This window comes from Roseiflexus castenholzii DSM 13941 (genome assembly GCF_000017805.1).
GTDB lineage: Bacteria > Chloroflexota > Chloroflexia > Chloroflexales > Roseiflexaceae > Roseiflexus > Roseiflexus castenholzii.
Genome location: NC_009767.1, coordinates 5,577,091 through 5,602,159, shown reverse-complemented (window position 1 = coordinate 5,602,159; position 25,069 = coordinate 5,577,091). Strand labels below are relative to the sequence as shown.

Annotated in this window: 22 protein-coding genes; 13 read left to right on the top strand and 9 right to left on the bottom strand. The window is 59.9% G+C overall.

Annotated features, from left to right (window positions below; genetic code table 11):
- Positions 1–30: 30 nt before the first annotated feature.
- Entirely contained in the window at positions 31–849 is an 819-nt protein-coding gene (gene pyrF / locus RCAS_RS22530; RefSeq protein ID WP_012122794.1) for an orotidine-5'-phosphate decarboxylase, read from the bottom strand.
- Positions 850–1,281: 432 nt separating this feature from the next.
- On the opposite strand from pyrF, the gene rpoD reads away from it, so the two are divergent.
- From rpoD to RCAS_RS22510, 4 genes are all read left to right on the top strand, one after another.
- Positions 1,282–2,463: an RNA polymerase sigma factor RpoD gene (gene rpoD / locus RCAS_RS22525; RefSeq protein WP_049768875.1), complete on the top strand. Its 1,182-nt coding sequence runs from the start codon at positions 1,282–1,284 to the stop codon at positions 2,461–2,463.
- 288 nt (positions 2,464–2,751) lie between these two features.
- Positions 2,752–3,033: a 4a-hydroxytetrahydrobiopterin dehydratase gene (locus RCAS_RS22520; protein ID WP_012122792.1), complete on the top strand. Its 282-nt coding sequence runs from the start codon at positions 2,752–2,754 to the stop codon at positions 3,031–3,033.
- Between the two features lie 111 nt (positions 3,034–3,144).
- Positions 3,145–3,579 carry a hypothetical protein gene (locus tag RCAS_RS22515; RefSeq protein ID WP_232280101.1) on the top strand — a complete coding sequence of 145 codons (435 nt, stop codon included), beginning with the start codon at positions 3,145–3,147 and terminating at the stop codon, positions 3,577–3,579.
- Between the two features lie 6 nt (positions 3,580–3,585).
- Positions 3,586–4,350, top strand: coding sequence for a segregation and condensation protein A (locus tag RCAS_RS22510; RefSeq protein WP_012122790.1), 765 nt, complete (start codon positions 3,586–3,588; stop codon positions 4,348–4,350).
- 1,097 nt (positions 4,351–5,447) lie between these two features.
- Here the strand turns inward: RCAS_RS22510 and RCAS_RS22500 are convergent.
- Entirely contained in the window at positions 5,448–6,167 is a 720-nt protein-coding gene (locus RCAS_RS22500; protein ID WP_012122789.1) for a response regulator transcription factor, read from the bottom strand.
- 13 nt (positions 6,168–6,180) lie between these two features.
- The gene (locus RCAS_RS22495; RefSeq protein WP_012122788.1) at positions 6,181–7,851 is read right to left on the bottom strand and encodes an ATP-binding protein; all 1,671 of its coding nucleotides are present in this window, start codon (positions 7,849–7,851) and stop codon (positions 6,181–6,183) included.
- 123 nt (positions 7,852–7,974) lie between these two features.
- On the opposite strand from RCAS_RS22495, the gene RCAS_RS22490 reads away from it, so the two are divergent.
- From RCAS_RS22490 to RCAS_RS22450, 8 genes are all read left to right on the top strand, one after another.
- Positions 7,975–8,418 (top strand): Hsp20/alpha crystallin family protein, encoded by a 444-nt coding sequence (locus RCAS_RS22490; RefSeq protein WP_012122787.1) that lies wholly within the window; start codon positions 7,975–7,977, stop codon positions 8,416–8,418.
- A gap of 321 nt (positions 8,419–8,739) precedes the next feature.
- Positions 8,740–9,024: a helix-turn-helix domain-containing protein gene (locus RCAS_RS22485; RefSeq protein ID WP_012122786.1), complete on the top strand. Its 285-nt coding sequence runs from the start codon at positions 8,740–8,742 to the stop codon at positions 9,022–9,024.
- Between the two features lie 545 nt (positions 9,025–9,569).
- The gene (locus RCAS_RS22475) at positions 9,570–10,064 is read left to right on the top strand and encodes a roadblock/LC7 domain-containing protein (RefSeq protein WP_041331273.1); all 495 of its coding nucleotides are present in this window, start codon (positions 9,570–9,572) and stop codon (positions 10,062–10,064) included.
- A 62-nt stretch (positions 10,065–10,126) separates the two neighbouring features.
- Positions 10,127–10,702 (top strand): GTP-binding protein, encoded by a 576-nt coding sequence (locus RCAS_RS22470; protein WP_012122784.1) that lies wholly within the window; start codon positions 10,127–10,129, stop codon positions 10,700–10,702.
- A gap of 59 nt (positions 10,703–10,761) precedes the next feature.
- Positions 10,762–11,565 (top strand): DUF4388 domain-containing protein, encoded by an 804-nt coding sequence (locus RCAS_RS22465; RefSeq protein ID WP_012122783.1) that lies wholly within the window; start codon positions 10,762–10,764, stop codon positions 11,563–11,565.
- 414 nt (positions 11,566–11,979) lie between these two features.
- Positions 11,980–13,497, top strand: coding sequence for a bifunctional phosphoribosylaminoimidazolecarboxamide formyltransferase/IMP cyclohydrolase (gene purH, locus RCAS_RS22460; protein WP_012122781.1), 1,518 nt, complete (start codon positions 11,980–11,982; stop codon positions 13,495–13,497).
- A gap of 11 nt (positions 13,498–13,508) precedes the next feature.
- Positions 13,509–14,120 (top strand): bifunctional phosphoribosyl-AMP cyclohydrolase/phosphoribosyl-ATP diphosphatase HisIE, encoded by a 612-nt coding sequence (gene hisIE, locus RCAS_RS22455; RefSeq protein WP_012122780.1) that lies wholly within the window; start codon positions 13,509–13,511, stop codon positions 14,118–14,120.
- Between the two features lie 5 nt (positions 14,121–14,125).
- Positions 14,126–15,403, top strand: a complete 1,278-nt coding sequence (locus RCAS_RS22450) for a sensor histidine kinase (RefSeq protein ID WP_012122779.1) — start codon at positions 14,126–14,128, stop codon at positions 15,401–15,403.
- 10 nt (positions 15,404–15,413) lie between these two features.
- On the opposite strand, the gene RCAS_RS22445 is transcribed toward RCAS_RS22450, so the two are convergent.
- Both RCAS_RS22445 and RCAS_RS22440 read right to left on the bottom strand, forming a co-directional pair.
- On the bottom strand, positions 15,414–15,716 hold the full coding sequence (locus RCAS_RS22445; RefSeq protein WP_012122778.1) for a GlsB/YeaQ/YmgE family stress response membrane protein: 303 nt from the start codon (positions 15,714–15,716) through the stop codon (positions 15,414–15,416).
- A gap of 614 nt (positions 15,717–16,330) precedes the next feature.
- The gene (locus tag RCAS_RS22440; RefSeq protein WP_157042744.1) at positions 16,331–16,657 is read right to left on the bottom strand and encodes a YggT family protein; all 327 of its coding nucleotides are present in this window, start codon (positions 16,655–16,657) and stop codon (positions 16,331–16,333) included.
- A 116-nt stretch (positions 16,658–16,773) separates the two neighbouring features.
- Here RCAS_RS22440 and RCAS_RS22435 point away from each other — a divergent pair, with 116 nt between their 5' ends.
- Entirely contained in the window at positions 16,774–17,214 is a 441-nt protein-coding gene (locus RCAS_RS22435; protein ID WP_232280100.1) for a hypothetical protein, read from the top strand.
- On the opposite strand, the gene murA is transcribed toward RCAS_RS22435, so the two are convergent.
- The 4 genes from murA to RCAS_RS22415 form a co-directional block, all read right to left on the bottom strand.
- Positions 17,215–18,501 (bottom strand): UDP-N-acetylglucosamine 1-carboxyvinyltransferase, encoded by a 1,287-nt coding sequence (gene murA, locus RCAS_RS22430; RefSeq protein WP_012122775.1) that lies wholly within the window; start codon positions 18,499–18,501, stop codon positions 17,215–17,217.
- A 2-nt stretch (positions 18,502–18,503) separates the two neighbouring features.
- The gene (locus RCAS_RS22425) at positions 18,504–19,670 is read right to left on the bottom strand and encodes a hypothetical protein (RefSeq protein WP_012122774.1); all 1,167 of its coding nucleotides are present in this window, start codon (positions 19,668–19,670) and stop codon (positions 18,504–18,506) included.
- A 310-nt stretch (positions 19,671–19,980) separates the two neighbouring features.
- On the bottom strand, positions 19,981–21,273 hold the full coding sequence (locus RCAS_RS22420) for an MFS transporter (protein WP_012122773.1): 1,293 nt from the start codon (positions 21,271–21,273) through the stop codon (positions 19,981–19,983).
- Positions 21,274–21,985: 712 nt separating this feature from the next.
- On the bottom strand, positions 21,986–25,051 hold the full coding sequence (locus RCAS_RS22415) for a LuxR C-terminal-related transcriptional regulator (protein ID WP_012122772.1): 3,066 nt from the start codon (positions 25,049–25,051) through the stop codon (positions 21,986–21,988).
- Positions 25,052–25,069: the final 18 nt, after the last annotated feature.

Below are 25,069 nucleotides of genomic sequence, written 5' to 3'. Positions count from 1 at the left end.
TGCAGATGTTCCATTCGAGGCATTATACCATCACACAGCACGGAGCGCAGCGTTGATGGCGTCGCGCAGTTGACGGGCTGCTGTGCGCGCCGCCGCAGCGAAGTTTGCTCCGCGATCGGCGTACAGCACGGTGCGCGACACATTGACGATCAACCGCGGATCGTCGCCCGCTGCGGCGGCGCGCACGGTTGCTTCCAGGTCGCCGCCTTGCGCTCCGACCCCCGGCGCCAGGATCAGCATATCCGGGCAGGCGCGCCGGATGTCTGCCAGCGCCGCAGGATGTGTGGCCCCAACGACCAGCCCCACATTGCCGCGCATATTCCAGCAGTCGCGCGCCATCTCGGCAACCGCCAGATACAACGGACGCCCATCCGCCAGCCGTGCATCCTGGAGATCGCCGCTGCCGGGGTTCGACGTTTTGCAGAGGATGAAACATCCGCGATCAGCATGCCGCAGAAATGGTTCGAGTGCGTCGCTGCCGAGATACGGACTCAGCGTCACCGCATCGGCGCCGAGTGTGGTGAACACGGATCGCGCATATGCTTCCGCCGTCGAACCGATATCGCCACGCTTGGCATCGAGAATGAGCGGCGGTCCCGGTCGGCGCTTGACAAGACGTTCGAGCGCCGACCAGCCGGCTGCGCCGTGCGCCTCGAAGAAGGCGACGTTCGGCTTGTATGCGCAAACCAGGTCGACAGTGGCGTCCATAATGGCAGCACAAAAGGTATAGATGCCCTCGGCGTCTTTCGGCAGACAATCCGGCATGCGCGCAGGCTCCGGGTCCAACCCGACGCACAACCGGCTCTGATTGCGCCAGGCGGCAGTGTCCAGCGACTCGAAGAAATTCATGCAATGCAGTCCCATCTGTGGCGTTGTAACTCGCTCCTATTATAATATCCCATCGCTTCTTGCTGCATCTCTGCATGCGCAGTGCTTCCGTCGTGAACAATGCGCAGATGAGAACCCGGTTCGACCGGCCTGACCGGTCAATCCGGCATAGCGAACAGTCGTGCGTGTGGAGAATGTGGACAAAGTGTTTATAACATCAGTGGATAAAGGGGTTGACTTTAACCACCTGCTAATGTATAGTAGCGCAAGAAACAACAGAACGCCAGGCTCGCGTTCTGGTCAGGCAATGAAGTTGGGGGCTTAGAGTCGTTCACTCTTAGCCCCGTCTTGTTGCCAAATGACGCATTCATAGAACCGTTGTTATTCGCACGGCCCCGCAGGGCGTTCGCCTCTGCGTGGCCACCAGTGAAGTCAATGCAAGAAGGCAGATCCATGACCACCGAGATCGTGGAGCAGACACGGCAGGCGTGGGCGCAAACGCTCGAATACCTCCTCGACATTGGGCGCACACGCGGGTTCCTCACCTATAACGAAATTCTTGAAGCGCTTCCCCAACCCGAATATCACGTTGCCGATGTTGATCAATTGTACGCTTCATTGCAGGCGGAAGGCATTCGGGTGGTCGAGACCCCGCTCGATATGAGCGACCACGGCGCGGTCGGCGATGATGAATTGCTGGCGGAAATGCCGGACCTGACCGATGTGGCGCTCGATGATCCGGTTCGGATGTATTTACAGGAGATTGGTCAGGTGCCATTGTTGTCGGCAGAGCAGGAAGTGATGCTGGCAAAGGCGATGGAGGCCGGGCATCGCGCCCGGCGCGCGCTTGAGTGCGAGGAGTATAGCTCCTGGCAGGAACGGATGATGTACGAACAGCAGGTTGCACAGGGGAATGAAGCGCGTCAGCACCTGATCCAGGCCAATCTGCGTCTGGTCGTCTCGATCGCCAAAAAATATACGTCGTATGGTCTGACGATGATGGACCTGGTGCAGGAAGGCAATATCGGACTTATGCGTGCAGTCGAAAAGTTCGACTATACCAAGGGGCACAAGTTCTCTACCTACGCCACCTGGTGGATTCGCCAGGCGATCACGCGCGCCATCGCCGATCAAAGCCGCACCATCCGCCTGCCGGTGCATATGGGTGAGGCGATTAGTCAGGTCAAGCGCGCCTCGCATAAACTTCAGCAGATGATGCAGCGCGAACCGACACCGGAAGAGATCGCCGATGCGATGGGCATCAGTTCGACGAAGGTGCGTCGCACGCTCGAAGCCTCGATGCACCCGCTATCGCTGGAAATGCCGGTTGGGCAGGAAGGCGAGGGCCGTATGGGCGACTTTATCGAAGATGATCGTATCTCGACCCCGGCTGAAGCTGCAGCTGCATCGATGCTGCGCGAGCAACTCGAAGAGGTGCTGCAAAAACTCCCTGAACGGGAACGGAAGATTATTCAGTTGCGCTATGGGCTGAAGGATGGTCGTTACCGCACACTGGAAGAAGTCGGTATGGAATTTGGCATCACCCGCGAGCGCATCCGGCAGATCGAAGCCGTGGCGCTGCGGAAATTGCGCCATCCCCACCTTGGCAAGAAGTTGCGCGGTTACCTCGATTGAACCGACCTCCGATGCATGCGCCCCTCTGTCGTTGTGCAACAGGGGGGCGCTGTGTTTGGGGCAATTGACGGGACTTGTTATCAGGAGCCTTCCCCTGTATGGCATCGCTGTTTTCGCCAATGCCCCCGTTTGATACAACTCCTGGTATACTGTGAATGGCGCATGGCGCTTTGGAGCGCTATGTGCTGTTTCTGGGAGTTTCTCGTGGGACGTGTGTGCTGAAAACGGAGGATGCGAGATGATCGAAGCGATCGTTTCGCATCGTGTGTGTACGTAAGGAGTGTGTTCATGGCAGCCCTACTGAACGATGCCGAGATCGAAGAGCGACTCGGCGACCTGACCGGATGGACTCGGCAGGGGAACGAGATTCGGAAAACTTTTCAACTCCCCTCGTTTCCTTCTGCGATTGCATTTGTCGTCAATGTTGCGTTTCTTGCAGAAGCCGCAGGGCATCATCCCGACATCGACATCCGCTGGCGCAAAGTAACGCTGAGCCTGTCCACGCATGATGCAGGTGGTTTGACCGGCAAGGATTTCGACCTGGCAGCGCAGATTGATGAGATCATATAGGCAAGCGACGAACTGGCGGGAGGATGCCCATTGTCGTCACGACAACGGTGGTTCTACAGGACTCGGCAGTTCATCTCAGCCCTTATCGCTGTCATTCATCTGGAAGAACGTGTGCTCCTGGTTCGCGCGCTGAGCGACCCGCAACTGCTGCTCTTCGAGCGGATGCCGCGGTTCGTTCAGCGCCATAGTCTCGATGTCTATCACACATTGGTGCGAACAGGTCATACCAACCCGTATCTTTTGCAAGCGGCATTGCTCCACGATTGCGGGAAAGTCGATGAGGAGGGCCGGGCAATTCCTCTGCTTTACTATGGTTTGATTGTCCTGCTCCAACACCATGCCCCCGGCTGGTATGAACGCGCAGCGCGTAATGGACGCGGCGTGCTCTATCCATTTGCGCTCCATGCCTCCCACGAAAAGCGCAGTGTTGCCTATGCCGAATCGGTGGGCAGTCATCCCGATGTCGTGCGGATTCTGCGCGACTATGCAGAGCAGCGTGCCACGCCATGCGCACAGGCGCTCCGCGCAGCAGATGATGCAAACTGAGCGGCCATGTTCATCGAACCAATCGATTACACCGTTACCCTACCGATCTTTGAAGGTCCTCTCGATCTGCTGTTGCGTCTGATCGAACGCGAAGAACTCGATGTGACCGGCGTGGCGCTGGCGCACGTCGCCGATCAGTATCTTGCCCACGTGCGCACGATGGACGCGCCGGATCCGGCGTCGCTCTCGGCGTTTCTGGTTGTGGCCGCACGTCTGATGCTGTTGAAGTCACGGGCGTTATTGCCGCGTCCCTCGATTATCAGCGATCAGGAACCCGACGACGAAGGCGAATCGTTGGTGCGTCAATTGCAGGAGTATCAGCGTTTCAGGCGGTTGGCGGCGCTCCTGCGACGCTCCGAGGGCCAGCGTATGTATCCACGGCTCGCTATGCCACCGGCGCCCCGCCCCGCGCGGCTCGACCATACCATCGCCGATCTGATTGCTGCCATGCAGCGTCGTATGCAATTGATGCTGCCGCTCGATCCGCCGCCGATGACACTGCCTGCGCCAAAAATGGTCACGGTCGGCGAGATGATCGATCGCATTCGTTCATACTTACAGGAGCGTCCATGGGTTGCATTCGAGGAGATGATCGCGCTTGCCGCACACCGTGTCGAGATCGTCGTTGCGTTCTGGGCGGTCCTGGAATTGTGGAAGCGCCATGTTGTCGTGGTCGAACAGGCTGGTTTGTTCGGCGTCATCGTGATCCGGCGGGGAGTGTTGTTTGGGAAAGAAGAACTAAGAACTGAGACCCGAGAACTGACAGGTTAGGGGGTTAGGGGTTAGAAGAGCCTTTCCCACCTGGAACCTGCAACCCTCTTGCCGCGCGCCGCTGACTGCGCGCTGCTCGCCTCGCGCCTCTCACCTCTCGCCTCCCGCCGCTCGCCTCGCCCCTCCCCGCAAATGCGAGATAAATCTCGCGCTACGCCCTTGTCGGGACCCTCGCTCCTCTCCCCTCTCCCCTCGCTCCTCTCCACAAATGCGAGATAAATCTCGCGCTACGCCCTTGTCGGGACCCTCGCTCCTCTCCCCTCTCCCCTCGCTCCTCTCCACAAATGCGAGATAAATCTCGCGCTACGCCCTTGTCGGGACCCTCGCTCCTCTCCCCTCTCCCCTCGCTCTTCTCCACCAATGCGAGATAAATCTCGCGCTACGCCCTTGTCGGGCCCTCTCCCCTCGCTCCTCGCCGCTCGCCTCTTACCTCCCGCCTCTCGCCGCTCGCCTCCCGCCTCTCCCCTCTCCCCTCGCTCCTCTCCACAAATGCGAGATAAATCTCGCGCTACGCCCTTGTCGGTCCCTCTCCCCTCGCCCCTCTCCCCTCTCCCCTCGCTCCTCTCCCCTCTCCCCTCTCCCCTCGCTCTTCCCCACAAATGCGAGATAAATCTCGCGCTACGCCCTTGTCGGGCCCTCGCTCCTCTCCCCCCTCCCCTCTCCACAAATGCGAGATAAATCTCGCGCTACGCCCTTGTCGGTCCCTCTCCCCTCGCCCCTCTCCCCTCGCTCCTCGCCCCTCTCCCCTCGCTCCTCTCCACCAATGCGAGATAAATCTCGCGCTACGCCCTTGTCGGGACCCTCTCCCCTCGCCCCCTCTCGCCGCTCGCCTCCCGCCCCTCGCCTCGCCCCTCTCGCCTCGCCCCTCTCGCCTCGCTCCTCTCCACAAATGCGAGATAAATCTCGCGCTACGCCCTTGTCGGCCCCTCTCCCCTCGCACCTCTCGCCTCGCCCCTCTCCACAAATGCGAGATAAATCTCGCGCTACGCCCTTGTCGGGACCCTCTCCCCTCGCCCCCTCTCGCCTCTCGCCTCCCGCCCCTCGCCTCGCCCCTCTCGCCTCGCCCCCCTCTCGCCGCTCGCCTCCCGCCGCATGCCTCATCCGTGCCCCTCGCGCTTGAAATCGACGAAACGATACCCGATGCCGCGTTCGGTCAGGATATATTTTGGATTTGCCGGGTCTTCCTCGATCTTCTGCCGCAGATAGGTGATGTATAGTCTCAAATAATGCGTCTCGTCGCGATACTCAGGTCCCCACACCTTACTCAACAGTTGCTCGTGGGTCATCACATACCCCGCATTTTGCACCAGGTGGTACAGCAGCCGGTACTCCGTCGGGCGCAGGTTGACCCGTTCGCCATTGACCAGCACCTCGCGCCGGGCGAAATCGATCTGGAGCCGATCATCGACCTTGACCAGCGTCTGTGGCGCCGGCGGCGGGGTGTAGTGGCGCCGTAGAACCGCGCGAATGCGACTGACCAGTTCCCGGTGACTGAACGGTTTGCCGATATAATCGTCGGCGCCCAGTTCCAGCCCTTTGATGCGATCCTCTTCGTCATCTTTCGCTGTCAGTACCAGCACCGGCACCGATGATGCCTGTCGCAATCGGCGCAGTGTTTCAAAGCCATCCATCACCGGCATCATAATATCGAGCAACACCACGTCGGGCATCTCGTCGCGCACCTTTTCCAGCGCTTCGCGCCCGTTCGAGGCGCTGACCACCCGGCATCCTTCGAGTTCCAGGTTCATGCGCATAAAGTTGACCATGCGCGGCTCGTCGTCGACGACGAGGATCAGCTTGTCTTTGAGTTCTGACATCTGCGTACTTTCCTTAACGTTCATGATCCTCGAGCAGCGGCGGTTCCATCCGTGGAAGCGTTACTACGGTTGACTCAGGATGATCGACAGATGTGGCAGTTTCGATCTCACCCGACGCCATCTGATCGCTCAGCATTGGCGTTGCCAGCGGCACAGTAAACGAAAAGCGCGACCCGCGCCCCGGTCGGCTATCGACCCAGATTCGCCCACCCTGCGCTTCAACAATAACGCGCGACAGGAACAACCCCAATCCTGCTCCTTGCGTTTCACGCCGCAGGCGGTTATCGACGCGATAGAAGCGGCGAAAGAGTTTTTTCTGCTCTTCGAGCGGTATGCCAATACCCTGATCGCTCACCGAGATAATCGCAAAATCGCCGCTCACCCGCGCCGTGATGCGTATCAACCCACCGTTCGGGCTGTACTTAATCGCGTTGCTGATCAGATTCTCCACCACGGTGCGGGTCCGCTCATAATCGGCATGGACTGGCGGAAAGTCGTCGGGAATGTCGATCTGGAACGTGAACCGGTCGCCTGCCTGTGGTGCGAAGCGTTCGACCACGCGCTCCACCAGAGGGCGTACCGACCAGTCGCTCAACTCGAGGCGCATACTGTCGGTCTGTAAACGGGAGGCTTCCAGCAGCGTGTTGATCTGCTGCGCCAGGCGATCCGCCTCTTCGATGATAACGGCCAGTCCTTCACGGAGAGTCGCTGCGTCCCATGCCGCATCCTGGCGCGCCAGCGTCTCGGCGTATCCTTTAATAATGCTGACCGGTGTGCGCAATTCGTGCGAGATGACTGAAATGAAGGTGTTCTGCATCTCAGCTTCGATCTTCTGCTCGGTGACATCACGCACGTTGGCGATGGCGCCAAGAAACGCGCCCTGCGGGCTGCGTTGTGCTGCGTAGCGACTCTGGATGTAGAGACGCCGTCCGTCCCGTGTGGTGATCCACCCCTCGGCGACCGGATTAGGCTCGAACGGTTGCCGTTGCAACGGGCAATCGGTAAGGCAGAGATTGGCGCCTTGCGGCGTGTGGATAGCCAGCACCTCGGCGCACGGGCGCCCGATCGCCTCCTCACGGCTCCAACCGGTCAGCAGTTCCATTGCACGGTTGAATGTGGCAATGCGCCAGCGCTCATCGAGGATCATCACGCCGTCGGCGCTGTTCTCGATCAGCGCATCAAGATGTTGTTTCTCACGCAAGACGCTCTGGAACAGGCGTGCATTCGAGACCGCAATCGCCGCCTGATCGGCGAATGCGGTCAGGAGTTGATGTTCTTCGGCAGTAAACTCGACGTTCAGCGCAGCGCGAAAGACATAGATCACCCCGACCGTCGCGCCGCGAAACATCAGCGGTAACGCGCTGACATGCCGTAATGGCAGCCCGATGCTGGCGCCTGCTTCGCGCAGGCGATGCACCAGCGCCTGCTGATCGCTAAGCGGCGTCGCCAGCAGGTCGTCGAACACGGGCCAGATTTCGCGCGCCAGTCCATACGCCGCATAAATGCGCGTCGTGCCATCATCATCGCGCAGGGCAATCAAGCCGGAGCTGCCGGCAAGCAAATCGACCGCCGCCTCGATGACCAGATTGAGCACACTGGTGAGATCGAGCTGCGCCGTGATCGCGCGACTGACGCGCAGCAGCGACTCAAGCTGCCGCAACTGTTGATCATACCGGTCTAACATCGTTCTAATGCTCCATAGACGGCATTCTAACACACATCGCCTATACTGCTCAACGGAAGCAAGAAAACAACAACACATCCCGCAACGTAATCCAGGAGATGTGGAAAAAAGGAGGATAACGCCATGACAAACCTGACTCGCTGGGATCCCTTCCAGGAAATGATGACCCTGCGTGAGGCGATGAATCAGTTGTTCGAGGAAAGCTTCGTGCGCCCCGATCTGGCGCGGGGTGGTTTCGTTCCGGCGCTCGACCTGAGCGAAACCGAGGACGCCTATCTGGTCGAGGCGGCGGTGCCTGGGCTCAAGCCTGAAGACCTGGAGGTGACGGTTGAGAACAACCTGCTGACGATCAAGGGCGAAATCAAGCAAGAGTCGCAGGAGACGAAGCGCAACTATCATCGCATCGAGCGGCGTTACGGCGCCTTCCAGCGCCAGGTTGCCCTGCCGCGCTCAGTCAAGGCTGATGCCATCAAAGCGACGCTGAATAATGGCGTCCTGCGCCTGGAGATCCCTAAGGCTGAGGAGGTCAAGCCGCGCCGGATTCTGATCAACCCGACGAGCAACTGATACCGCCAGAGCAGGATACCGCTGACCTCTGCCCGCCAGCATGGCATGCTGGCGGGCAGGTTTTATTAAAGCGCGACAGTCTGTTAATCCTTACATGTCGTCACGTTTCGACGTGATTTTCATGGCGAAGCGACATGGCATGAGCCGCGACCTGATAGGCTCTATCGCATCGTCAGACATCGGGTGATCGGGCAATTACTGTTTACAAAGAGCACTGGACATCCGGTTTTCCTCATGCTATGATCACAGTATACAAACCATTCGTCACGAGCCTGCCCGCCAGCGTATGGATACAGGGCGCGAGCGTAAAGGTGCGCATCTATGCGACTCGATCTGAGCAGCAAGCGAGCCAGGAAACTCATCCGCGAACACGACCTGAGTGAGGAAGAGATTTTACAGATCGTTGCATCGGCGCGCATCAATCTGGCGACGTTCGATCCCGAGTACCGCACCAACGTCACTCAGATTGCTGAAGATCTGCGTAAAAGTCGCCCGACGATCTACGGGTGGGCGGATCGGGCGCTGGCAGCCACCATCCAATCGCTGCGCAATATTCGGACAGGGCGCCCTCCCAAAGAACGTGAGCGCAATGAGAGCGAAGCGTAATACCAATGACCTGCGAACATCCGGCATGGTCACCCCGATCAGCGCGAGGGTCTTGCGCGACCCGCTTAGATTCCTCGCTGCGCTCGGAATGACCAGTCGCTGCGCTCGGAATGACCAGTCGCTGCGCTCGGAATGACCAGTCGCTGCGCTCGGAATGACCAGTCGCTGCGCTCGGAATGACCAGTCGCTGCGCTCGGAATGACCAGTCGCTGCGCTCGGAATGACCAGTCGCTGCGCTCGGAATGACCAGTCGCTGCGCTCGGAATGACAAGCATGCGGCATCGTCAATCGTCATTGGTATAACGCGCCAAATGTAGCGATGCTGCAATCACGTCGCTACTGCTTCGATCACGTTCCGGTATGCAACAGTGTAGTATAATGGGGAATAGACTGCAGCAGACGCGCCGCGCGTCCGTGCATGGCAGCAGGCGCAGCGGTCCGTCTGCGATACAAGCGGTATGCTATAATAGCGGAAGGTAGGGCGGGTGCACAGTCTGCACATGCCTGTCCCGGTGCAAGCCGCCGCACGCAGAGTGGAGAGCCGCATGGATCCACAACTTACGAGTCAGATCGTTCCAGCCGAAGAGATCAAAGTCATCGAAGAATGCCTGGTGCGCCTTGCCGAAGATACCGGTGGCAATTACGTCTTGCTTCTCGATAAGAGTGGCCAGGTGATCACGGCACAGGGCGACGCTGCACGCCAGGATATTACCGCCCTGGGAGCGTTGATCGCCGGCACGTTTGCTTCCTCGCGCGAGGTGGCCAAGCTGTTGCGCGAGAAGGACTTCCGCCAGTTGTTTACGCAGGGTGTGCGCGAGAATATCTTCATTTCGCTGATCGAAGATCAGTGGATACTGTGCATTATCTTCAACAAGGGAACGCACATCGGTCTGGTGAAGGTGCTGACGAAGAAAGCCACCGATGATTTGAGTGTGGTTCTCGAGCGTGTGCGCGAACAACAAAAGGCGCGCGACGATGTGCTCGGCTCGTCGTTCCGCACTTCGATGGAAGATACGATTGACCTCCTGTTCCGCGACTAGTCGGCTACTGCTGCGTGTGTGCGCAATATGGCGCGGCTGCCGGAATGCAGACGAGAGGACCTATGGCTCTGATCAACGTTGCTGCGCGCGAGATCCATTGCAAGATCGTGTACTACGGACCTGGCATGAGCGGGAAGACCAGCAACCTGCAGTATATCCATAGCCAGGTCCCCAAAGAAACGAAAGGGGAGTTGTTGTCTATTGCGACGGAGACGGAACGCACGCTGTTCTTCGACTTTCTGCCGCTCGACCTTGGGAAGGTGCGTGGGTTCCAGACGCGCTTTCATCTCTACACGGTGCCCGGTCAGGTGCTGTATGAGCGCACGCGCGTCGCAGTGCTGAGCGGCGCCGATGGCGTCGTGTTTGTTGCGGACTCGCAAAAGCACAAGCTTGAGGAGAATATTCGCAGCCTTCGTGAACTTGCTGTTAATATTACGCGGCAGAATAAGCGTTTCCAGGATTTTCCGGTTGTTTTGCAGTACAATAAGCGCGATGTGCCCGGTGCGCTTCCGGTCGCTACGCTCGATAAGTACCTGAATACGCTGGGGTGGCAACGATTCGAAGCGACGGCAACCAGTGGCGCCGGGGTGTTCGATACGTTGAAGGCGATCAGTAAACTGGTGATCAGCAAACTGTAGTGCGCGCAGATTTCTGAAGGTTATGCGCCTTTCGGATTTTTGCGTCCGGGGTGGGAGCCATGGCACTCGCAGGCGATCTAAGCGAGTTTTCGCTGACCGATATTATTCAGTTGATCGAGTTGAGCAATAAGTCGGGCGCGGTGCATCTCCAGGGAAAACGCGGCGCGCAAGAGATCGACGGATGGCTCTATTTCCGCGATGGCCGCATTATTGGCGCCCGCCTGGGGTCGTTGCCCCCCCTCGAGGCGGCGTATACGTTCTTCACGCTGACGTCCGGTCCCTTCCGCTTTCACGAAGATGTGACGCTCGATAAGCCGACGATCACCCAGAGCAATAATATGATTATCATGGAAGGCATTATGCGCCAGGAGGCAATGGCGCATGCGCCGGAACCAACGCTTTCCATGAATACAATCCTGCGCCTTGTGCCCAACCCGGCGTCTACCGGCAGCGAGATTAGCCTGGAACCTGATGAGTGGCGTGTGCTGACGATGGTGAATGGGAAGAATACGGTCGGGTATATTGCCCAACGGAGCGGTTTGGGCGAGGCGCGCACGTGCGAGATTCTGAACCGCCTGCTCGAAAGCGGCCTGGTCGAAAAACGTGATACGAACCTGACCGACTCGTTGTTCCCTGAACTTGAACGTATTGTCCTGGAGGCGCTCGGTCCCTCTGCGCGCGCCTTGCTGGTTGAGGCGTATGTGCGCGCCGGCATCCATGACCAGGATACGGCAACGCCTGAACAGGTCGCTTCAGCGCTCAATCTCTTCGAAGCATCAGCAATCCGCGCGTTCGGCGAAGGGCGTGTTCGAGAGCCTGTTGCGCACATGAGACTCTTTGCCGGGCAGGTGTTCAGAGATTAAGGTTCGACCGGCGTCCCATGTGCAACCTTCGATGATAATCTGTCACCTCCGCACCTGTTGCTCCTTCGTCTGACCGGTTCGCACCTGTTTTTTAACGGCACAGAGGCACAGCCGACGCCAAGTGCGCAGTGTGCTCCAGACTCCTCTCGTCTCACGCTGTGCGCCTCGCACTCCCTTTTGCTTTTCCACCTGCAATGTTCTCGCCTGGTTTCAGTGGCGCAAAGGAAACGCCAGGAAACCGGTCTTTCCTGGACGTCTCTCGCGGTTGGACCTGCGCGATTGCTCGCCGTTCAACCAGGCGACGCTGTGCAAGAAAATCTGCGCCGTGTACTCTGTGGTACAATACAAACTGAAGAGTGCGTCTGCGTTCACACAAAACAGCAGGCGCGAGGTGTGTACCAGTGGAGGCAGCGTGTGCGCGCGCTTGTAAGCGTTTCCGATAAGCGTGGCATCGAAGCATTTGCCGCCGGTCTCGTCGAATTCGGCTTCGAGATTATCTCGACCGGTCATACGGCGCGAACGCTTGCCACGGCTGGTGTTCCAGTTCGACCGGTCAGTGACGTGACGGGTTTTCCCGAAATCCTTGGCGGGCGGGTGAAAACGCTCCATCCCGCCATTCACGCTGGCATTCTGGCGCGCCGCGATGATCCAGACCATATGGCGGCGCTCGATGTTCATGGTATTGCGCCGATCGATCTCGTTGTCGTCAATCTCTATCCCTTTAGTGAGACGATCACCCGTCCCGATGTCACTCTTGCAGAAGCGATCGAACAGATTGACATCGGCGGTCCTGCTATGGTTCGCGCCGCCGCCAAGAACCACCCATCGGTGCTGGTGGTGGTCAGCCCCGACGACTACGACGCGGTGCTGACGGCGTTGCGCACCGAAACGGTGACGCCAGAGTTGCGGCGGCGCCTGGCAGCGCGTGCCTTTGCTCACACTGCTGCGTATGATGCCGCCATCGCGGGGTATTTGTCTGGGGAACTCTTCCCGGAGACACTGCCACTGGCGTTTCGTAAGGCGCAGGATCTGCGTTACGGCGAAAATCCGCATCAGCGCGCGGCGCTCTACGGTGATTTCCATGCCTTCTTCGAGCAACTGCACGGACGTGAGTTGTCGTATATCAATATTCTCGATATTGCTGCGGCTCAGTCGCTGATCGAGGAGTTCGACCCGGCAGCGGGCGCGGCGCTGGCGATTGTCAAGCATACGAATCCGTGTGGCGCGGGAGTGGGCGCAACGCCGCTCGAAGCCTGGGAGAAAGCGTTCGCCACCGACCGGGAAGCGCCATTTGGCGGTATTATCGCGGTCAACCAGATGCTCGATCTTCCGTTGGCGCAGGCGATTGACGAGATTTTCTCCGAGATCGTCATTGCGCCCGCCTTCGCCGATGATGCACTGGCATTGCTGCGCAAGAAGAAAAACCGGCGTTTGATGCGTGCTCTGCGCCCGGTCGGGCAGTCGCGCGGGCTGGTATACCATAGCGTGCCGGGTGGCATCCTGGCGCAGGAGCCGGACCTTGCGCCGCTTGATGAGGAACCGTTCGAGGTGGTGACACAGCGCACGCCGACCGATGCCGAACGCGCTGCGCTACAGTTTGCCTGGCGGATCGTGAAGCATGTCAAGTCGAATGCGATCGTCTTTGCCGCTGCCGATCGCACCCTGGGGATCGGCGCCGGGCAGATGAGCCGGGTCGATAGTACGCGGGTGGCGGTGTGGAAGGCGCAGAATGCCGGTCTCTCGCTCGCCGGGTCGGTCATTGCCAGTGATGCGCTCTTCCCGTTCCCCGATAGCGTCGAGATCGCGGCGGAGGCTGGAGCAACGGCAGTGATTCAGCCCGGCGGGTCGGTGCGCGACGACGAGGTGATTGCTGCCGCCAACCGGCTTGGTATGGCGATGGTGTTCACCGGAAGACGCCACTTCTTGCACTAGGATGAAGTGATATGCGGTTCGATGCGGCAGGGTTGATCCCGGTGGTCGTCCAACACGCACGCAGCGGCGAGGTGCTGATGCTGGGATACATGAACGAGGAGGCATTACAGCAAACGCTGGTGTCGGGTATGGTGACGTTCTGGAGCCGGAGCCGACAGACGCTCTGGCGCAAGGGTGAAACCTCTGGCAATGTGCTGCGTCTGGTCGAAATCCGGCAGGATTGTGATGGTGATGCGTTGCTGGCGTTCGTGGAACCGGCTGGACCAACGTGCCATACCGGTCGCGTGAGTTGCTTTCACCGCACGCTCGATGGCGATCCGGTCGAAACGCGCATGCCCGATTCGGTCATTCTCACTGACCTTGCCAATATTGTGGCGCAGCGCGCATCCGCACCAAAAGAAGGCTCGTATACTACGAAGATGCTGACGGGAGGCGTTGATCGGATTGGTAAGAAGATCGGCGAGGAAGCGGCGGAAGTGATTATCGCAGCAAAAAATAGCGCCCCCGCCGAGATTGCATGGGAAGTCGCTGACCTGGTGTACCACCTGCTGGTGCTGTTGCAAAACCAGGGTATGACACTCGAAGATGTCTGGACTGAGTTGCGCCGACGCTATGGTGGATGAACGTGATGCATCAGGATGCAACTGAGATTGTACCTCTTCAACAGAGCGAAGGTCGGCAGAGTAGTTATGCTGAAAGCATCGCATTGCCGCAGCGTGCTGGACATCTGTCCTGGATCGCGCAGACCGGTCTGGCACTGACACAGTGTCGCACGGCTGCTGATGCGCTCAGTACGATTGCGGCGCGGCTCGATGCAGCGCCGTTTTTGCTGCGCGGCTATGTCATTCTGCTGGAAGATGATACGTTGCGCGTCAGGCGGGCTGTCTCGTTTGGAAAGGCGCCGGCATTACCGGTTGCGCTGTCGCTGTCCGGTGGTCTCTGTGGCTCAGCCATAGTGCAGAAGCGAGTGGTTGCGTCATCAACCGGCGGAATTGCTCTTATGTCGTGGGAACGAACCCTGGCAACCGACGCTGCGCTGATCTGCGCGCCCTTTACCAGCGATAGAGCGAAGGGTATTATTATTGCCGCGTTGCCTGATGGCGCGCATGATGATGTTGAGATGAGAGCGTGTCTCCAGGCGATAGCCGCTCTCGCAGGTGCAACGTTCAATCGCGCCGCCGAGTGCGAGGCGCAACTGCTCAAGCGCATGCGCCAGATCGAGCAGGCGCATACGGAGCGCCTGGCGCTGGTCGGACGCCTGACCGCCGCACTTGCCCATGAGATCAATAATCCGCTCCAGGCGATTGCCAATACGCTCTATCTGTTGCAGCATCGTCCGCTCGACGACGAGAAACGCCAGCGCTATCTGGCGATGGCGCAGCAGGAAACGGAACATGTGATAGCCGGTGTTCGGCGCATGCTCGATCTGTATCGTTCGTCGGGGCAGGAGAAACGACCGGTTGCGTTGCATCGAGTGATCGATCAGGCGCTGCACCAGGCTCATGATATTCTGAATGAACGCGCGATCGATCTGTGTCGTGAATGGACATCCGACGATCTGCGGGTGCTGGGATTTACCGGTCATTTGCGCTATGCCTGCTACAATCTGATTCTCAATGCTATCTATGCAATGCCCAAAGGGGGACGGTTGACGATTCGCACGTATCGAGAGGTCGAGGGCGCAACGCATCTGGCAGTGGCAGAGTTTGCAGATACAGGCGTTCCTATCGATGATGCCGATCTGCATCGGTTGTTCGAACCAGACGGTCCTGTGCGGGGTGAGGCGAACGGTATCGAATTGCCGTTAAGCTACAGTGTCATTGAGCAGCATAACGGCACTCTGACCGTCCATCGGCATGGGGACGAAATGGTGTTTCGTGTAAGCCTTCCCGCCATCAATTCCTGACCCCCGACCCCTACCTCTTGATCGAGAACCACTGTCGTCCACTGCGCAACGCTTGCAGAATCACCAATAGCAGCGTTGATCCCAGAATAGTGTACAGCAGATTGAGGCGAATGTTGCCGACACGAATCTCGGTGATCGGCGGCAGACCGAATGTTCCGGCGATCCATCCGCCGATGAATGCACCGATCACGCCGACAATGATCGACACCAGCATCACCTGTAACCCCGGCGGACTGAACCCGACGATTAATTCGGCGACGGCGCCGCAGATTCCGGCGATGACCAGCAGGATCAGCAATTGTAATAGATCCACAGAGACCTCCTGAGTGAGAACTGAGAACCGAGAACTGAGCATTGAGAACCAGAAACTCCTGCGCGTCGCATCCGTCGCAATCCGTGGCGATCCGCGGTCCATCTCCCGGCGCGCGTCTGAGCGGAACCGGGAACTAATACCAATGACGCTTGACGATGCCGCATGCGTGTCATTCCGAGCGCAGCGACTTGTCATTCCGAGCGCAGCGACTGGTCATTCCGAGCGCAGCGACTTGTCATTCCGAGCGCAGCGAGGAATCTGCGCGGGTCGCGCACGACCCCTCGCGCGGCTCGGGGTGACTATGCCGAATGTTCACAGGTCATTGGTATAAGTCCCTGGCGAGCGATGTCCCGTCCATTTCCACAGCACGCATCCGTCGCAATCCGTGGCGATCCGCGGTCCATCTCCCGGCGCGCGTCTGAGCGGAACCGGGAACTAATACCAATGACGCTTGACGATGCCGCATGCGTGTCATTCCGAGCGCAGCGACTTGTCATTCCGAGCGCAGCGACTTGTCATTCCGAGCGCAGCGACTTGTCATTCCGAGCGCAGCGAGGAATCTGCGCGGGTCGCGCGCGACCCCTCGCGCGGCTCGGGGTGACCATGCCGAACGGTCACAGGTCATTGGTATAAGTCCCTGGCGAGCGATGTCCCGTCCATTTCCACAGCATCGCCGTGATAAGCGGCAGCGCGCACAGTAACGTAAGCGTCGCAAATTCGAGCGATGCGCCATACTGTGGTTGCCCCGCATCGAGCGCTTGCAGCGGTGCAATGATCGGTTGCGTGACAGTGTACAGCATCTGAACCACAGGATTATCGGGACGCGCGGCGAAGAGACGCAGGACGAACCGCGCAATCAGCGCCCCCTCCGTCATACCCGCAATGATCGTTGCTGCCATCAGGAGTCGATATTTCAGCATGAAGTGCAGAAGTGAGAACATGCTCAGCAATGTTTCAGGCAGAAACCATCGCATTTTTGGACACGCGAATGTACGATGACCTTACCGTTGATTATAACAGGATGATCACGCGGCAGGAACGCATGAGGAGGCATGCCGTGATTCAGGCGCCGTATTCGCCAACCGCAGTTGTTCGTGAAGTGCGTGCTGCTCCAGCGCAGAGTATTCGCTTGTACTGGATGTTGTTCACCGTCAGTATGCTGGTATTCAGTACGCTGCTCGTCGCTCTGACAGCGCTACTGCTGACGCCCTCCACCTCGCTCACGCCGCTGGAGGCGGAAATCATTCGTGCAGCAGTGGAATCCCGTCTCGATGAAACCTTTGATGATCCGCTCATCGAAGTGACACCCGGCGTCTTCGTGCGCTCCAGCAATATCCGCGGTTTCCGTCTGAATGGCAAGGTGTACTACTACTACATCGAAGGTGAGCGCAACTTCGATCCGTTGAGCCGCGGCGCTGTCGATCACAATGACGTCGATGTGGTGCTACGCGACTTGACCGGTTCGCAGCCGCTGGTCGTCTATCGCTTGCGCACCTGACTAACGCGCGCGTTCGATATGTGCCCCGATTGTGCGCAGACGTTCATCGATCCGCTCGTAGCCACGGTCGATTTGCCCGATGTTGTAAATGACACTGCGCCCCTGCGCACAGAGCGCTGCCAGCAGCAGTGCCATGCCCGCCCGAATATCGGGACTTGGCAACCCGTCGGGTTCGCCATACAACTGGCTCGGACCGACGACCACGACGCGGTGGGGATCGCACAGCACAATCCGCGCCCCCATGCCGATGAGCCGGTCCACAAAAAAGAGCCGGCTTTCGAACATTTTTTCCCAGATCAGAATCGTGCCGCGCGCCTGTGTGGCTACTACAATTGCGATACTGATCAGATCGGGATTGAAGCCGGGCCAGGGGGATGAGTCGATCTTCGGGATCGCATTATGGACATCATCACGGATGCACAACTCCTGTTCAGCAGGCACGACGATATCGTCCCCTTCGTCACGCCAGGCGACGCCCAATCGCCCGAAGGCGATGCGCGTCATGCGATGCTCGGATGGGCGCGCGCCGACAATGCGTAAGGCGCTGCGGGTCACTGCCGCCAGCCCGATAAATGACGCCACTTCCATAAAGTCGGGACCAATGGTGTACTCGCCGCCGCCAAGCGACGACACGCCTCGAATGTGCAGACGATTGGTGCCGATCCCGTCGATACGTGCCCCCAGCCGGTTGAGGAAATGGCAGAGGTCCTGGACATGTGGTTCTGATGCAGCGTTATTGATAATAGTGTCGCCTTCGGCGAGCACAGCGGCCATGACGGCCTGCTCGGTGCCGGTGACGCTCATTTCGTCGAGGAAGATGTCGGCGCCGCGTAGCCGTTCAGCGCGCAGAATATATGCTGTTGGCGTGACTTCGACCGCTGCGCCGAGATCACGCAGTGCGTTAAGGTGGGTGTCGAGACGTCGTCGCCCGATCATGTCGCCACCGGGACGAGGAATGGTCACGTACCCGCGTCGCGCCAACAAAGGACCGGCGAGCAGCACCGAGGCGCGGATCTTGCGCGCCAGCGCAGGATCGGGTTCTGCGGCATCGACAGCGTTGGCATACACTGCCCAGCTGTGCGATCCGCGACGTTCGACCCGTGCGCCGAGCCGCTCCAATAACCCGATCATGGAAACAACATCGCCGATCTGTGGAATGTTGTGCAGCACGACATTGTGATTGGTCAACAGGGTTGCGGCAAGCAAGGGGAGTGCGGCATTCTTGTTGCCGGACGGTCTGATGGCGCCATTAAGACGGTGACCGCCTTCGATGATGAAACGTTCCACTGTCAATGCTCCTCCGGCAGTCGATCAGAATCGTCGGCGCTGCGTGCCAGACGCATGCGCGTCGGAAGACGCTCGCGCACGCGTCGCAGCGTTCGATGGCTGCGCTGTCGGATCCGGTTGCCCAGGCTGTTGATGTGACTTGCGGCTTCTTTGACGGCATTGCCTGTCGCTTCCCGGGTGTCCTGTGCCTGTGCGATCACCTCGCGGGCTTTTTCCTGCCCGATTGTCTGCGCTTCGCGGGCAATGCGTTTGAGTTCCTCGCGTGGGATCAGTTCACCCTTTTCATACCAGCGCCAGGCTGCCACGCCGGTTGCATATGTGCCAGCATAGGCGATGCCGACTTTCGGCACGACTCCCCAGACCGGCGCCAGACCGACCAACGTGCGGGCGATTTCGCGCCAGACGAAGGCGCCGCCAACGACGGGCATCACCTCGGCGATGCGCTGGCGGAAATCGGGCGGGGCGCCATACGCCAGCGCCAGGCGGTAAACCATGATCGCCTGATTTTTGGTGAGTACCAGCATATCGGCGACGGCAAAAGGTATCCCCAGGATCGGGATCTGTTCCGGCAGGCTCGACGCCAGCGCGTAGGTGGCGTTCGTCATCGCAGTCGAGTCGATCAGGCGACGTGCATAAGCGGCACGGATGCCCGGTAACCGCCGTGCTGCCGCCAGATGATGCGTCGCCGGCAGACGTTCGAGCAGTTCGTTGGTGAACCTCAGCGCAGCATCGGTATGGTCGATGTTCGGGATGATGACGGTGTGCGCCGCCGCTGACGACGGAAGGGGCGCGCTTCCCGGTGCGAGACGCGTGCCGAAGAGAAGAACCAGCAGGGCAGGGCGCGGCAACCGATCAATCTGCGCCAGTGCGACAGCATCCCGTTCCGTCAATCCGACCCGGCTGTCAACTGCCAGGATGAGTATATCGGCGGCGTTCATGCGCTCAGGAAAGCGCGCAGCATCACGCAATGAAAGTGACGTCAGAGGCGCAACGCCGGTCGGAGGATAGCGGTTGGGACCGCGGCGCGCCAGCGCGTCGATTGCCGCCAGTGCTGTGTCGTGCCCGACCGCGATGATACTGAGCGGTTGTTCTGCTTCGTCCCGGATGGCGTTGACATCGATCTCCCGCACGGTCGACCACAGATTGCCAAGGGCGCTCCAGCGCGACATGCGTACCTCCTCACGAGGGCTGACCGACGAGTCGGGCCGTCGACCGCGATCACGCCGCATGCAGCCAGCCTTGCGCAGAACACATCGGCGCATTTCGATTATAGCACGCAGCGATCAGGGAGCATGCTGATAAGCAACTGAGAAGTGGCACGGGGCGTCCGATGCTTAACGTGGGGAAGTGGAAGAGCGACCGGCAGGGGCGTGGCGGAGCCGCACCCGCGCGGGGTGTCCAGTGCACCGCAACGTCTTCGTGTCTCTTGGTGTCCTTCGCGGATGGCATGAGGAGAAGGGGCGCCAGAACGAGCCTTCATCAAGATGGAACATTCTCTGATCTGACCACCGCACTTCTCCCGCTGTCGCGCGGACGATCCTCCAGATCGCGCACGGCGGGAATGCCAAGAACCAGAAGGGTCATAAGCAGGCAGGCGCAGCCGCCAAGCAGATACCAGACCTGCACCCCAAACGCATCAGCGACCGGACCGGCAATCACCAGCCCCAGCGGGGTCATTGCCATCGACACACTCCCCAATGCCGTGAAGACACGCCCTTGCATTTCTGGCGCCACGACTGACTGCACAATTGCCATCATTGGGGCATTGACCACCGGCGACATAGCGCCGACCACTGCTACTGCGGCGAGTGCAGGCAAGAAAGCGGTTGCCGGTGCAGCGCCGATTGCCAGAATGCTGATGCCTAACCCAATCAGCCCAAACACAACAGTATTCATACGACGCCTGAATCCGCCCCATACGCCGATGATCAGTCCGCCAAGAACGATGCCTGCGCCTTCGGCAGCGTTCATCCAGGCAAGATGGAGCGCCTCGCCATGAAAGTGCCTGGTTACCAGGATCGGCAACAGCGAGAACGCCGGAGTCAGGAGCAGATTGATCAATGCCGCCATGCCCATGACCATCATCAATCCGGGCCAGCGAGAGATATACCGTAGTCCGGCGCGCATCTCCGCCACAACACCGGTTGCAGGCGCATCAGCGACAGCAGGCGCGGCTCGCGGCGGGCGCGGGAAACGCACCAGACCGACGCCTGCCACTGCGATGAGCGCCGTCACAACATCAATCAACATCAGACCATGCAGGGGCCAGATCGCAATCAGCAACGCTCCAAGCGGCGGTGCAGCAATATTGGTTGCCCCCTGAAGCATCTGACTCAGTCCGCCAATGCGCGCCAGATGGCGTTCGGGCGCCATGAGCGATATCGATGCCTGCATTGCGGGCCAATGGAACGCGCCCGCCAGCGACCGCAACGCCATAATCAGGTAGACATGCCAGATGGCGAGTGCGTCGATCCAGAACAGGACGGCGAGCGCAGCCGCTCCAAGCGCGCCGGTCAGATCGGCGACCATAATGACTGCGCGTCGATCCCAGCGGTCGATCAGCGCTCCGGCGAGCGGTCCGATCAGAATGCCCGGCAAAAGCGTGGCGAGTGTTGCGGTCGCAAGGACCGTGGCAGAGCCGGTAGTGGCCGTCAGCCACCAGACGATAGCAAAGCCAGCCAGCCCGCTGCCGAAGAGTGAGAACGCCTGACCAATCCAGATCAGCGCAAAAGGATATTTCCAGGAAGCCTGTGAGCGATCAATCGTAAACATATGCATACCTCAGGGTGCGCGCTGCACATCAAGGGTGACCGTCGCCTGCCGTCCTGCTGAGCGGAGCGCAGCATCGCGTCTGCCCGCCGAATGACCGGCGTCCGCGTCGCGCCCTTTCTACCAATGACCTGTGACCATCCGGCATGGTCACCCCGAGCCGCGCGAGGGGTCGTGCGCGACCCGCGCCGATTCCGCGCTGCGCTTACCCTGAGCGAAGCGAAGGGCTCGGAATGACCAGCATGCGGCATCTTCAATCGTCATTGGTATTCCGCTTCGCTTCGCTCAGGGCTTCGGCTTCTGCGCTCGAAGCGCCATCGAGCAATGCAATGCGGACGCTTCCGACTGAGGCGATTCTGCCATTCGCGGCGAGCAGAGGCATCACCAAAAAGAAGGATTGAGGGTGGGGAATCATACCAATGACCTGTGACCATCCGGTATGGTCACCCCGAGCAGCGCGAGGGGTCTGGCGCGACCCGCGCCGATTCCGCGCTGAGTTTACCCTGAGCGAAGCGAAGGGCTCGGAATGACACGCATGCGGCATCGTCAATCGTAATTGGTATCATACCAATGACCTGTGACCATCTGGCATGGTCACCCCGAGCAGCGCGAGGGGTCTGGCGCGAACCCGCTCGGATTCCTCGCTGCGTTTACCCTGAGCGAAGCGAAGGGCTCGGAATGACCAGCATGCGGCATCGTCAATCGTCATTTGGTATCAGTCGATGATGCCCAGATCGTGGGCGCGGGCAGCAGCCTGGGTGCGGTTGCGTGCGTTGATTTTGGCGTAGATGCGCTTGATATGTGATCGCACGGTGCTGACCGCGATGACCAGGCTTGTGGCGATTTCCTGATCGGTGCGCCCGGTGGCGAGCAGGCGCAACACCTGGATCTCACGCGCTGTGAGCGGCTCGTTGGCGTGGACGAGCGGAGAGGCGGTTTGGGTTGTTGGTATGCTGCGAAACATTCCCATCAAATCATCGACATACGCCAGAAGACGACGCGCATCTCCGTCGCCTTGCTGTGCCTGTGGCGCAATCGAGGCGCCACAATCGGCGAGCAACCATTTCATGGCTTCGCCTTCATCAACGAATGTGCGCACCAGACCGCCCGGTTCAGCGAGGCGTAATGCACGAATGAGCGCCTGGCGCGCGCTGGCGGCATCACCGATCTGACGGTTCGTGAGCGCCAGAAGTTTCAACGTTTCGATCATGCGGATGGCATGTCGCCCTTCCTCACTCTGTTTCAGTAACCGCCGGATCAACGGAAGCGCTGTGCGTCCTTCGCCACGCGCCAGCGCGACACGCGCCAGCACCAGATATTCGTAGAACCGTTCGGGCGGTGGATCATCTGCCAGCGTGAGTCCGCACCCTGCCGCCCACCGTTCAGCAGCCTGCCGATCACCGGTGCGCAAGAGACGCTCGGCGCGCCCCGCAAGGGTGTGATTGGAAATCCATCCAACCCGGTATTCGAGGCTGAGTTGCTCGACTCGTTCGGCAAGTTTTGCAGCAGCGGCTTCATCGCCCTGCGCCCGACGGATGGCAGAGAGCAGCCCTGTGCTGTGGATGAGGATGTCGTTGTTCCACCAGCGTTCTGCGCGTCTGAGTGCCAGGTTTGCGTAGTATTCCGCTTCATCGAGCCTGTTCTGCTCATAGAAAATGTCTGCCAGCGCCACATGGATGAGCGCGACGATCGGGCGTTCCGAAGCGCCGCGTCGGTCGAGGAGGCGTAGCGCTTCATCGAGGAGCGCGCGCGCATCGGTGAGCCGACCCTGATTGCGGTACACTTCTGAGCGCGACAATACCCCGATCAGGGCGATAACCAGGTTGCGGCTCAGCGATGCAACGCGCAATTCGTCACAGAGCTGTTCCGCGCTCGACAGATCGCCCTGCATCAGGCGGGCTTCTACGAGGTTCATGACGGCAATCGCGCGCGCCAGGCTGCAATCGATGCTTGCCAGATGATCGCGCGCATGCGTGGCGTACTCCAGTGCGCGCGGCACATCCCCGCGCACGCGCGCAGCAACCGAACGCACCGCCGCCAGTTCACCAATGACGATTGATCGCATTTGGGCATCTCGCCGAGTCAGCACATGGTCAAGTTCAGCGGCGCGTGCTTCTGCTGCATCGAATTGAATGCTTGCCAGCAATGCCCACACCTGATCGAGCGCCAGACGCGGACGCGCCAGAACAGTGTCATCGGGCAATGCGGCGATCCAGCGCAGAAGCGTCTGCGCATCGCCCTGCTCCCAGAGGGTCGCGTTGGCGATTGCTTCAATGACATCGGCGGCGTTGGCGGCATCTCCTGCCTGAAGAAAATGATGGATCGCAGCGTCGGCGAACCCCGCCTCGCGGTGCCAGCGCGCAGCGCGCCGATGGAGTTCTGCAACCAGCGCCGGCTGAGTGCGTTGCAACCGGTCGCGCAGCATTTCGGCAAAGAGATGATGATAGCGATACCAGCGTCGCTCTTCGTCGAGCGGCGTCACGAACAGGTTCGCGCGTTCCAGGTGGTCGAGCATTGCCTGCGCCGGGATTGTTGCACCCGGTTCATCTGCGGCAGGTGTGAGCAGCGCATCGCACAACTCCGCCGACATGCGATCAACGATAGATGTGCGCAGCAGGAATGTCTGGATGTGATCCGGTTGCCGACCGATGACCTCTTCGGCAAGGTAATCGACAATCGCCCGGTGGCTTCCGGCGAATCGCCGGATGAACCCCTCGACATCGGCGCGATCACGGATGGAAAGCGCCGCCAGTTGCAGCGCCGCCACCCATCCCTCGGTGCGGTCCTCAAGCGCACGAATCACGTCGAGTGGCAAATCCAGCCCCATGGTTGAGTGAAGGAAAGCCGCAGCCTCTTCGGTGGTGAAGCGCAGATCGGCAGCGCGCAGTTCAGCCAGGCGCCCGCGCACCCGCCAGCGCGCCAGCGGCAGCGGCGGATCGGCGCGTGTGGCGATGACCAGGTGTACGTGCGGCGACAGATGTTCGATGAACGTCGTCAGCGATTCGTGTACCTCCGCTGAGGTGATCAGGTGATAATCGTCGAGCACAACGATGATCGGCGCTGCCACCGCGTTCAGATCGACAAGCAGGGCATGCGCCAGCAGCATATGCGGCGGGCGCTGCGGCGACTCCAGGAGTGAGCGTGCATGGGCGCCAATGTCAGTGCGAACGACGCTCAACGCCAGTGTTATCGCGCTCCAGAAACGCACCGGATCATCATCGGTCGCGTCGAGCGAGATCCATGCGACTGCTGCGCGGGCTGCGCTCTGCACGTGCAGCGCCCATTCGGTGAGCAGAGTCGTCTTCCCAAACCCGGCTGGAGCAGAGATCAGGGTGAGCGCGGCGTGAAGCGTATCATCGATGCGCTCGATCAGGCGAGGGCGGGCAATCAACGACGGGCGCGGCGGCGGTGGACGCAGTCGGTTGGCAGTTGTCAGCGCCTGATCGCTGGAATGGTATGGCGCATGCGTTGGCGTCTCGCCGTTGATGAACGCCATATCGACACGGCGCAGTCGTTCGGCGTTGAGATCGCCGGCGCGCCCCAGATAGCGTTTGCGCAATCTTCCACCGATGCGTCGGTAGGCATACCAGTACCAGCCATTGCGCTGACGTTCGCGGCGCGCTGTAAATCCGCCACGTGCGCTGCGGTACACGAAGGAGGTGGTCTGGTCGTCGTTCAGCCAGGCATACCAGGCGGGCGAACCAAGCGGAATGGCGTCGCTCCCGTTCGCCTGGAGGAGAGTGTTGTCGTCGACGACATGGGTGTGACGATAATGGCGCATACTGTTACCTAACAGTAT